General features: G+C 69.3%; 5 protein-coding genes. All 5 read left to right on the plus strand.

Annotation, left to right across the window (positions count from 1 at the left end; translation table 11 throughout):
- Positions 1-179: 179 nt before the first annotated feature.
- A complete protein-coding gene (locus tag ACWCHM_RS30205) occupies positions 180-4,691 on the plus strand; it encodes an amino acid adenylation domain-containing protein (RefSeq protein WP_454220817.1) in 4,512 nt (1,503 codons plus the stop codon).
- A gap of 213 nt (positions 4,692-4,904) precedes the next feature.
- Entirely contained in the window at positions 4,905-6,704 is a 1,800-nt protein-coding gene (locus ACWCHM_RS30210; protein ID WP_454220819.1) for an amino acid adenylation domain-containing protein, read from the plus strand.
- An 11-nt stretch (positions 6,705-6,715) separates the two neighbouring features.
- Complete coding sequence (locus ACWCHM_RS30215) at positions 6,716-9,937, plus strand: amino acid adenylation domain-containing protein (RefSeq protein WP_454220821.1); 3,222 nt, start codon at positions 6,716-6,718, stop codon at positions 9,935-9,937.
- 2 nt (positions 9,938-9,939) lie between these two features.
- Entirely contained in the window at positions 9,940-11,253 is a 1,314-nt protein-coding gene (locus ACWCHM_RS30220; RefSeq protein WP_454220823.1) for an MFS transporter, read from the plus strand.
- A gap of 36 nt (positions 11,254-11,289) precedes the next feature.
- Positions 11,290-12,006, plus strand: a complete 717-nt coding sequence (locus ACWCHM_RS30225) for an aspartate/glutamate racemase family protein (protein ID WP_454223224.1) — start codon at positions 11,290-11,292, stop codon at positions 12,004-12,006.
- The last annotated feature ends 36 nt before the right edge of the window (positions 12,007-12,042 follow it).

The raw sequence follows: 12,042 nt of genomic DNA on the forward strand, positions 1-12,042 counted from the left end.
CGGTTTGCGGTCAGCCCGAAGCAAGGAGTCGAGTGGTGGCCGTTGGGCAGCAACCGGGCCGGGAGGATGAGCACCCGCCGTACGGCGGGCAGTCCCGCCCCACACGTACGGCGCGACTGAGGCAACGGATCCGGGCCGCCCAGGACCGCGCGGTCGCGGCAAGGGGAAGCCTTCGACGGGTGTCCGGTCCGCCCGTCACCTCGTACGCACAGGAACGGCTGTGGCTGACCGAACAGCTCATCCAGGACGGCACGGACTACAACGTTCCCTATGCGTTCCGTCTACGGCACGCAACGGTCGACACCGCGGCGCTGGAGCGCGCGCTGTCGGACGTGGTCCGCCGGCATGAGGTGCTGCGGACCCGGTTCACGTCGGACGACGACGGGATCAAGCCGCTGGTCGACCCGCCGGGGCCGGTCCGGTTGCACCGGGTGGATCTGACCGGCAGGGGCCCGGACCGATTCGAGGAGGCGCTACGACTGGCCAACACCGAGGCGTTGCGGCCGTTTGATTTGCGGTCGGGTCCGATGTTGCGGGCGATGTTGATCGGGTTGGCTGCTGATGATCATGTGTTGGTGTTGGTGGCGCATCACATCGCGGTTGATGGCTGGTCCATGCCGATTCTGTTCGAGGATCTGTCGGCGGCGTACGCGGCCTATGTCAACGGGAGCAGTCCCGGGTTGGCCGAGCCGGTGGTGCGGTACACCGATTTCGCCTACTGGCAGCGTGCCTGGCTGGACAGTGGTGTGCTGGACGAGCAGATGGCCTACTGGCGTGCCCAGCTAGCCCACCCGACCCGGGCCGAGGTCCCTGCGGACCTGCCCCGCCCGGCGGCGCGTAGCGGCCGGGGCGCGGTCGTGGAGTTCACCATTGACGCCGAGGTGACCCAGCGGGTGCACCTCCTGGCTCGGGAACACAGTGCCACCCCGTTCATGGTCCTGCTGGCCGGCCTCTACGCGGTGTTGACCCGCTACACCGCGAACACCGACGTCACCATCGGCACTCCCGTGGCCGGGCGTGGTCAACCCGAACTCGAACGACTGGTCGGCTTCTTCGTCAACACCCTGGTCCTGCGGCTCAACCCCGCCGGCACCCCGACCTTCACCGACCTGATCGCCCACGCCCGACGCACCGCCATCGACGCCTACAGCCACCAGGACGTCCCGTTCGAAAAGCTCGTCGAGCAACTCGCCTCCGACCGCGACCCCAGCCGTGACCCGTTCTTCCAGGTCATGTTCTCCCTCGACGACAACGACACCAGCACCCCACAGCTACCCGACATCACCATGACCCCCCTGCCACTGGACGCCAACAACGCCAAGTTCGAAATCAGCATCGCCCTGGCCCACCACGACGACCACCTCATCGGCGCGGTCAACTACGCCACCGACCTGTTCCATCCCGAAACCGCCACCCAACTGGCCACCCACTACACCCGCCTGCTCACCACCGCCACCAACCACCCCGACCAACCCCTGCCCACCCTCGAACTACTCACCCCCACCGAACAACACCACCTCCTCACCCAATCCACCGGACCTTCGGCCGCCGTGGCTCCGCCGTTGGTACACGACCTGATTCTGAACCGGTGCAGCCGTACGCCTGAGGCGATCGCCGTGGTCGACGGCGCACAGACCCTGGACTACCAGGGGCTGGCGCACCGCTCCGGCCGCGTGGCCGCCCGGCTGTCGGCGGCCGGCGTGGGTCCGGAAACGGTCGTCGGCATCATGCTGCCGAGATCCGCAGCAACCATGGTCGCCATGCTGGCGGTGCTCCGGGCCGGGGCGGCGTTCATGCTGATCGACCCGGACCAGCCGACCGGCCGCATCCGTCGGCTGCTGGAGCTGGCCAGGGCGGGGGCATTGCTGACCACCGGGGCGGTGCCCGACGGCCTCGCACCCGACACCGTGGCGGTCGTCGACGTCGACACCGGTCAGGTCACCTCCCTGCCCTCCGCTCCCGGGTCACGCCGTCAGCGGTCGGTGGCACCCGACAACCTGGCCTACATCGCCTTCACCTCCGGGTCGACCGGGGAGCCCAAGGGGGTCATGCTCACCCACCGCGGCTTGTCGAATCTCATGCCCGACGTCGTCGAGTGGTATGAACTGGCCGCCACGCACTCCATGGCCGCGCTCGCTTCGGTCGCGTTCGACGTGGTCATCCTTGAGTACCTTCCGGTGCTGACCGCGGGCGGACGGGTGGTCGTCCTTCCGCGTGAGCTGGCGGCGGACGGCCCAGGATTGGCCGAAGCGATCCAACGGCATCAGATCACCCATGTGCATGCCACGCCGACGACCAGCTCCCTTCTGCCGGACCGGTGGTCGGCTCCGCAGCTGTGTGTGTCGTCCGGTGGTGAGGCGCTGACCGCGGATCTGGCCCGCCGGCTCGTTCCCCGGGTGCGGTCGGTCCTCAACGTGTACGGCCCGGCCGAGGCCACCATCTGCACCACCTTCAGGGCGGTGACTGAGCCGGTCGCCGGCACCCCGGTGGTGTCGATCGGGCGGCCGGTACGCGGGATGATCGTCCGCATTCTGGACGACTCGCTGATGATGTGCCCCACCGGAGTGGTCGGCGAGCTCCATGTCGGCGGCACCGGGCTGGGCCGTGGCTACCTGCACCGGCCAGCGTTCACCGCCGACCGGTTCGTGCCTGATCCGTTCGGCCCTCCAGGAAGCAGGTTGTACCGCACGGGCGACCTGGCACGGTGGCTTCCGGACGGCTCACTCATGTACCTGGGGCGGCGGGACCACCAGGTGAAGATCCGGGGCCAACGGATCGAGTTGGGCGAGATCGAAGCAGCCCTCCAGAGTCAGCCGGACGTCGCTCACGCGGCGGTCGTGGTCCGCGGCGAGGCACCGCACCAGCACCTGGCCGGCTACGTGGTGTGGCACCCCGGGCGCGCCGGCACCTGGGCGAAGGTGCGTGCCCACCTACGCGCGACGCTGCCCGCCTACATGGTGCCGTCGACGCTAGTCGTGCTGGACCGACTGCCCCGGACGGCGAACGGCAAGGTGGACCGCGCCGCACTGCCCGTCGCTGCGACCGGGCACGGTGGCCCGTCGACCGGTGGTCACCGCGACGAGATCGAAGCGCTGGTGGCCAGCGTCTGGGCTGGTGAACTGGGCGTCGAGCACGTCGCCCCGGACGACGACTTCTTCGCGCTCGGTGGGCACTCGCTGCGAGCGGTACGGGTGCTGTCCCAGCTGCGCGCCCTGCTGCGGGTCGACCTGCCGCTGCGGGTGATGTTCCAGTCCTCCGTGCTCGCCGAGTTCGTAGAAGAGATCAGAGCCCACCTCGGGCAGGCGCGGACCGGGATACAGCGGTGCCCGGAAGGCGTCGACGCGCCACTGTCCGCGGCGCAGCGGCGGCTGTGGTTCCTCGTCAACCTGAGGCCGGACCGGCAGGACTACAACAGCTACGTGGCGATGCGGGCGCGCGGCCCGCTTGACGAGCCCGCGCTGAGCGCAGCGCTGTCGTACGTCGTACGTCGCCACGAGATCCTGCGGTGCCGCATCATCGGGCGGATCGACGAACCGGTCCTGGCCTGCCTACCGCCGGTCAGCGTCGTTCTCGACCGCGTGCGGTTGCCAGCGACGGTCTCCGAGGAGCCGATCGCCTGGGCGCGAACGGTGGTGACCGAACTGGCGTTGCGGCCGTTTGATTTGCGGTCGGGTCCGATGTTGCGGGCGATGTTGATCGGGTTGGCTGCTGATGATCATGTTTTGGTGTTGGTGGCGCATCACATCGCGGTTGATGGCTGGTCCATGCCGATTCTGTTCGAGGATCTGTCGGCGGCGTACGCGGCCTATGTCAACGGGACCAGTCCCGGGTTGGCCGAGCCGGTGGTGCGGTACACCGATTTCGCCTACTGGCAGCGTGCCTGGCTGGACAGTGGTGTGCTGGACGAGCAGATGGCCTACTGGCGTGCCCAGCTAGCCCACCCGACCCGGGCCGAGGTCCCTGCGGACCTGCCCCGCCCGGCGGCGCGTAGCGGCCGGGGCGCGGTCGTGGAGTTCACCATTGACGCCGAGGTGACCCAGCGGGTGCACCTCCTGGCTCGGGAACACAGTGCCACCCCGTTCATGGTCCTGCTGGCCGGCCTCTACGCGGTGTTGACCCGCTACACCGCGAACACCGACGTCACCATCGGCACTCCCGTGGCCGGGCGTGGTCAACCCGAACTCGAACGACTGGTCGGCTTCTTCGTCAACACCCTGGTCCTGCGGCTCAACCCCGCCGGCACCCCGACCTTCACCGACCTGATCGCCCACGCCCGACGCACCGCCATCGACGCCTACAGCCACCAGGACGTCCCGTTCGAAAAGCTCGTCGAGCAACTCGCCTCCGACCGCGACCCCAGCCGTGACCCGTTCTTCCAGGTCATGTTCTCCCTCGACGACAACGACACCAGCACCCCACAGCTACCCGACATCACCATGACCCCCCTGCCACTGGACGCCAACAACGCCAAGTTCGAAATCAGCATCGCCCTGGCCCACCACGACGACCACCTCATCGGCGCGGTCAACTACGCCACCGACCTGTTCCATCCCGAAACCGCCACCCAACTGGCCACCCACTACACCCGCCTGCTCACCACCGCCACCAACCACCCCGACCAACCCCTGCCCACCCTCGACCTACTCACCCCCACCGAACAACACCACCTCCTCACCCAATCCACCGGATGACAGCGACGAAGGATGGAGACGAACATGGCTGCGCCCGATCGACGCGCGCGTGTCGCCGATGACAACCCGTCCGGTACGCCGGCCGGTCCCGCGACGATCGCCGCGCCACCGGACGTCATCGCTGAGGCCAATGCCACCGAAACCGTGTTTCCGGATGCGGAGACTCTGCTCCACCTGCCGTTCCTCCGACGGGCGCGGCAGGAACCGGATCGGGTGGCGGTCATCCATGCCGGTGGCTCGCTGACCTATGGCGAACTCGCCGGACGCGCCGAGGCGTTGGCCCGGGTGTTGCGCCGAAACGGCGTGGCGGCGGGACAGGTGGTCGCCATCGTCATGGACAAGGGCTGGGAACAGGTGGTCGCCGCAGTGGGCGTACTGCTGGCCGGGGCCGTTTTCGTGCCGGTCGATCCCGGATTCCCCACCGAACGGCTGCACCATCTGTTGGATCACTCGGAGGCGGGATGCGTGGTGACCCAGGGTGCCGTGGACGATCGGCTGGACTGGCCCCGGGGGTTGCCCCGGGTGCGGGTGGAGGTTCTGGAGCCGGTCAGTTCCCGCGGTGAGATCGACGGGCTCGCCCCGGCCGCGCCCGACGACCTCGCCTACATCGTCTACACCTCTGGCTCGACCGGCTTGCCGAAGGGCGTCATGATCACGCATCGTGGCGCGGTCAACACCGTCCTGGACATGAACTCGCGGTTCGATCTTGTTCCCGGCGATCGCGTGCTGGCCGTCTCCTCGTTCACCTTCGATCTGGCGGTGTACGACATCTTCGGCACCCTGGCGGCCGGTGCCACGATCGTGATGCCGGTTCGTACCCCGATCCCGGACGCGGCGGTCTGGCTCGGAGCGATCCGCGAGCACAGCGTGACCGTCTGGAATTCCGCACCGGCGTTGATGGAGATGCTGGTCGAGCTTGCGGAGGGGCGGGGCGATCGAGGGCGGATGCCGACCCTGCGGCTGGCCCTGCTCGGTGGCGACTGGATCCGTCTCGACCTGCCGAACCGGATCCGGGCGCTGGCCCCCGAGGCGTTGGTGGTCAGCACCGGCGGCGCCACCGAGGGGTCGATCTGGTCGATCCTCTATCCGATCGGCGAGGTCCAGCCCGGGTGGCGCAGCATCCCGTACGGCAAACCGATGGCGAACCAGACGTTCCACATCCGCACGGAGGACGGGCGGGCATGCGGGATCGGCGAGGTGGGCGAGCTGTACATCGGTGGCATCGGTGTCGCGGCCGGGTACTGGCGCGATCCGGTGCGGACGGCGGCCAGTTTTGTGCCTGACCCGGCCACCGGTCGCACCTTGTACCGCACCGGCGACCTCGGCCGGTACCTGCCCGACGGGAACATCGAGTTCCTCGGGCGCAAGGACTTCCAGGTCAAGATCCAGGGCTTCCGGGTGGAGTTGGGGGAGCTGGAGGCAAGTCTCCATCAACACCCTGCGGTCAAGGAGGCCGTCGCGACGGCCCAGCCGGATGCCGCCGGGGACCGGAGGCTGTTTGCCTATGCCACGGTCCGCAGCGACGTCAGCGGGTTGGACCTGCGGGAGTTCCTACGCGGCAAGCTCCCGCACTACATGGTTCCCGACGCCGTGATGGTCCTGGATGCGCTGCCGCTCACACCGAGCGGCAAGGTGGACCGGGGCGCCCTGCCGGAGGCGTCCGTGCCGGATACGGACCCGGCACACGATCAGGCCGAGGCAGGGTCACCCATCGAGGAGGTGCTGTTGAGCCTCTGGGAGGGCGCCCTGGGGCACGAGCGCCTGGGGGTGGACGTCGACTTCTTCGCCGCCGGGGGCAACTCGTTGCGGGCGCTGCGTCTGGTCGCCGCCGTCAACGCCGTGCTGGAGGTGGAGGTGGGCATCGGGCAGCTGTTCGAGACACCGACCGTCCGCTCCTTCAGCGAGAGCTTCAGGCAGGACCCGCAGACCTGGCGTCAGGTCAGCAAACTGGCCGACCAACTCGTACATGAGCAGGAGACGCCAGCCGCGGACGGCCCGACCGCTTCGATGTGACAGGAGGTCACGTGATCGGAAAGAGCGGAGAACCGCCCCCTGCTGTGGTCGGCTCGGTAGCGGCGTTGGTGGAAGACCAGGTGGCCGCGACACCGCAGGCCCCTGCGGTGGTCGCGGCCGGGGTCACGTGGACGTACCGCGAACTGGACGACCGGGCCGAGCGTGTGGCGGGGTGGCTGCGTCGCTGCGGCGCGGGTCGGGAGAGCTTCGTGGCACTCTGCCTGGACCGCTCCCCCGAGTACGTCGCCGGGCTCCTCGGGATATGGAAGGCCGGAGCGGTCGCCGTCCCGCTTCCCTCCGGCCCGCCGTCCGGGTGGATGACGAGGATGGCCACCGTGGGCGCGCTGCGCCTCGGGTTGTACCGGCGCGGCTCCGACGACGGCTCCTCCCCGTGCGGCCCACCCGAGGTACCCGGTGTCGACGACTGGCTGGACACGAAAGAGGCCGAGCCGCCGGTCGCGGCCCCGATCAGGGATCCGGACCGGGCCGGCGGTCCGGACGACGCCGCGTACGTCGTGTACACCTCCGGCTCCACGGGCGAGCCCAAGGGCATCGTCGGCCTGCACCGCGGCGTGCTGAGCTACTTTGCCGACCTGCGCGCCACGGGTTGGATCAGTGCCGGGGACCGGGTCCTGCAGTTGTCGGCCGCGACCTTCGACGCGTCGCTCCGAGACATGATCTTCCCGCTGACGGTGGGTGCGCGGGTGGTGATCGCTGCCGAGGGCGGACGGAATCCGGCGGCGGCGTTGGAGGTCATCGCCACCCACGGAATCACTGCCGTTGCGGCGGTGGTCCCGCAGGTGCTGCGGGAGATGGTCCGCGAGGCGGAGCGACGCGACCTCGAACTGCCCGCAGTGGGCGTGGTCCTGGTCAGCGGGGACCGGCTATACGGCGCAGACGTGGCCGCGGCGCGACGTGTCTTCCCCCGAGCCCAGATCGCCAACATGTACGGACCGAGCGAGTGCACCATGACCGCGACCAGGTACGAGGTCGAGGGTGTCCCGCCGGCCGAGGTACCCGTAGGTTGGCCGATCAGGGGCATGACGGCGTACGTCCTCGACGGCGAACTCCGTCCGGTCCCCACCGGCATGGCAGGCGACGTCTACCTTGCCGGGCCGGGGTTGACCCGCGGCTACTGGAATCGCCCGGCGGCCACCGCCGAGCGGTTCGTTCCGAACCCGTTCGGCGTCGACGGTGAACGGATGTATCGGACCGGGGACCGGGCTCGCCTCCGCCTGGACAGCGGTCTGGAGTTCCTTGGCCGCGTCGACGATCAGGTGAAGGTCCGGGGTCAGCGGGTGGAACTGGGCGCGGTCGAGGCCGCCCTACGCCGGCTGCCCACGATTCGGGAGGCCGCCTGCCGGGTCTGGGACGACGAAGCCATCGGCGCGGTTCTGGCGGCGTACCTGACAGCCGACAACGGGCGACGGCTCGATCCGACCGACGTGCGCGCCGCGCTGGCGGCGGAGCTGCCGGAGCACCTGCTGCCATCCGTGTTCGTCCAGGTCGATGCGCTGCCGCGGACAGCGCACGGGAAGGTGGATCGCCAGGCACTGCCGACGCCGTCCGCGGCGCGGTTGCTGGCGGTCGACTCGGCGGTCAGGCCACGGACCGAGACCGAGCACGCCATGGCCCGGCTCTGGTGCGAGGTGCTCGACGTGTCCGAAGTCGGCGTCCACGACAGCTTCTTCGCCCTCGGTGGCCACTCGCTGCTCGTGCTTCGTCTCGTGGCCCGCATACAGGACGTCTTCGACGTGGAGCTGGCACTGCGTGCGGTCTTCGACTCGCCGACCGTCGCGGCGCTGGCGGCTCAGCTCGACGAGGAACTGGCGGCACCGGCGGCACCGGCCGCACCGGCGGGCACGGCTGCAGCGACGTCGGCACCGGCCACCGGACCGCTGTCACCCGCGCAGGCCCACGTATGGCACACCGAGCATCTGGCACCGGGTGGTCCCGCCTTCAACGTGACCGGCCTGCTGCGGCTGCGGGGGAGGCTCGACGTGCCGGCGCTGGAACGCGCGATGACCGAAGTGGTGCGGCGGCATGAGCCGCTTCACACGAGGTTCCCGCTGGTGGAGGGGGAACCGACCGCTGTGGTGTCGGACGCCGCCCCGGTCGGACTGCCGGTGGATCCCGTCGCGCCCGGGGAGGACCCGCACCAGGCGGTACGCGAGCGCCTACGGCTCGCGGCGCGATCGGGCTTCGACCTGATCCGCGGTCCGGTCTTTCGCGTGGGCCTCATTCGGGTCGACGACCAGGAACACTATCTCTACCTGGTCGTCCACCACATCGCCTTCGACGGCTGGTCGATGCGCAACTTCGTCACCGAGCTGACGTCGCTGTACGAGATGTTCGCCGATGGCCGGAGCCAGCCGCTTCCCGCGCTCGCCACGCGCTACCGGGACGTCGTCGCCGGTCAGCTCGCACAGTTGCGGGCTGGCGCCTGGGCGAAGGACATCGACTACTGGCGGGGCCGGTTCGTGGGTGCATCTCGGCTCATCGACCTGCCGGCCGGATACCCGATCACCTCGCAGCGGCACCAGCACCGGGCCCTACGGCGTCTCGTGCTCGACGCGCACCGCACCCGGCGGCTGCTTCAGGTGGCGGCAGAGCACCGGGCGACGCCGTCGATCGCGCTGCTGACGGCTTACCAGGTGGCCCTGTTCCAGGCCTTCCGCGAGCCGGTGTTCCTGGTGGCCACGCCGGTCGCGAACCGGGTCAGGCCCGAGGTCGCGGAGTTGATCGGGTTCGTGGCGAACACGCATCTGCTCCGGGCGGACATGTCCGGTGACCCCACGCTCACCGACCTGCTCCAGCTGACCAGGGACACCGTCCTGGACGCGTACACGCATGACGGGCCGCCGCTGGAGGCGATCCTGGACGGCCTGTCGCACCAGGATGATCACACGCCCGATCTACGACTGGCCCAGGTCATGTTCAACATGCAGGAGGCGCTGGTCGAGTCGGTGAAGGTGGGCCGGCTCACGGTGGAACCGGCGGACACCGCAGACGCCTGGGCGAGATATCCGGTCGCGCTGTACGCGACCCGCCGATCGGAGCAGATCGAGCTGTTGTTCGTCTACGACTGCGTCCGTTTCCACCAGGACTGGGCTGACACGCTGATGACGGTTCTCGATTCCGCTCTGGTTTCCATGATGGACTATCGTGGCCCCTCGGTATCCGCGCTGTGTCGGCTGGGCACGCCGTCGCAGGCCAATTCCGAGGAGACCTGACCATGGCCCCGACGAACAAAGCGCGTGCACCACTGGCCGTCGTGCTGTCGGCTCACGGCATTTCGCTGACCGGCAATGCGATGACCTACCTCGCCGTACCCTGGTTTGTGCTGGACACGACGGGCGATCCCACCCTTACCGGCATCGCTGCGGCGGCGTCGTTCCTGCCGATCATCCTGTCGATGGCATTTGGTGGGGTTCTCGTCGACCGGATCGGCCACCGCACCGCCAGCGTGCTCGCCGACGGGGTCAGCGCGGTGATGATCGGCCTCATTCCGCTGCTGCACGTGCTCGACGCACTCAGTTTCCCGCTGCTGTTGATTCTCGTGTTCCTCGGGGCCCTGTTCGACGCGCCGGGTAACGCCGCGAAACATGCCCTGATCCCCACCCTGGCCGACCGCGCGGGGATCCGGATCGAGCGGGCCGCCAGCGCACTGGACGTGGTGGAGCGCTGCGCCCGGATGGTGGGGGCACCGCTCGCCGGCGGGTTGATCGCCCTGGTCGGGCCGGTCAACGTCCTGATCATCGACGCTGCCACGTTCGTTGTGTCCGCGCTGCTGATGCTCACGGCCCGGGTCGTCCACCAATCCACGGACACCAGCCGGACCTCCTACGTGCAGGGCTTGCGCGCGGGATTCACGTTCCTCTGGCGTGACCCGCTGCTCCGGTCGATCGCGCTGCTGCTGGCGTTCACCAACCTGCTCGACGTCGCGTACAGCGCGGTGATCATCCCGGTCTACGCCGACCGGGTGCTCTCCGGCGCCGCCTCCGCCGGGTTGCTGCTGGGCACGGCTGCGACGGCGGCGGTGGTCGGAGGGATCACCTTCGGCGCAGTCCTTCACCGGATGCCCCGCTGGCCGGTGTTCGTGATCGCGTTCACCCTCATCGGGTTGCCCCGGTGCATCGCGTTCGCCCTGGAGCCGGGGATGGCGCTGCTGCTGCTGGTGGTGGCCGCGACCGGCTTCTGCGCCGGGATGATGAACCCGATCCTCAGCGTCGCCCAGTTCACCCGGATCCCGGAGCAGCTGCGGGCCCGCACGCTGGGCGCGGTCTCCACCGGCGCCTACGCCCTCGTTGCGGTCGGCCCGGTCATCGGTGGCGGGCTGATCGCCGCAGCCGGGCTCGACCGGACCCTGATCATCCTCGCCATTGCGTACGCGGTGGCTGCGTCAAGTGTCATCTTCTTCCCGGTCTGGCGAGGGATCGGCGAACCCGCCGGGCCGGAGAACGATCCCGAGTCGACCACGCCGGCACCGGTCCACTCGGACGAAGCGGCCGGCTCGGGCGAAAGCAGGGCCACGACCGGCGACAGATAGGTCATAGTCGTGCCTAACGGGGAGGGCAGGCGGGCGGTGCACAACAACCACGCCACCATCGGGATCATCGGCGGCCTCGGACCGCGTGCGGGCGCGTACGTGTACGAGCGTCTCGTGCGGATGACCCCGGCGCGGAGCGACCAGGAACACCCCGAGGTCGTCCTGCTGAGCCGGCCGTTTCCCAGCCGGATCGCCCATCTCGTCGAGGCCGCTGAGTCACCCGAGCCACACCTGGTCAACGCGGTCCGTTCGTTACAGGCAGTAGGTTGTCGGGTCGTCGCCCTGGCCTCGGCGACGACCCACGCGTACCGGGAGGCGATCCAGCGCCAGACCGACGCCACGGTGGTCGACGGCGTGCGTACGGTCGCTGATCTGCTCGCTCGTAGCGACACCGTCCGAACGGTCGTCATCTGCACGATCGCCTCGCGGCGGATCGGTATCTTCGAGCGCTCGTGGCCACGGGAACTCGGTGTCGCCTACCCCGACGAAGCGGACCAGCCGGTGATCGACGGGCTGATCGACCGGGTGAAGAGTGGGAACAGCCACCCGTCGGACATCGCAACGCTGCAACGACTGGTCCGACGGTATACGGCCGACGGTGCCGCATGTGTACTCGGTTGCACCGAACTGCCGGTGCTGTGGCAACCGGAGGGGTCTACGTCGCGGGTCGTCTCGGTGTCGGATGCCATCGCCGTTGCTGCGCTCGCCGCCGCCGGCTACCTGCGGCTCGACGACCACGCCGTCCAGAGGTAGGCACGCTCAGCCCTGCCGGGCCGGGTCGCGCGAACT

This window comes from Micromonospora sp. SCSIO 07396, from assembly GCF_053667945.1.

Excerpts from the sequence above, each read along its gene's own strand:
- ACWCHM_RS30220 (WP_454220823.1), top strand. The coding sequence starts at position 9,940 with ATGGCCCCGACGAACAAAGCGCGTGCACCACTGGCCGTCGTGCTGTCG.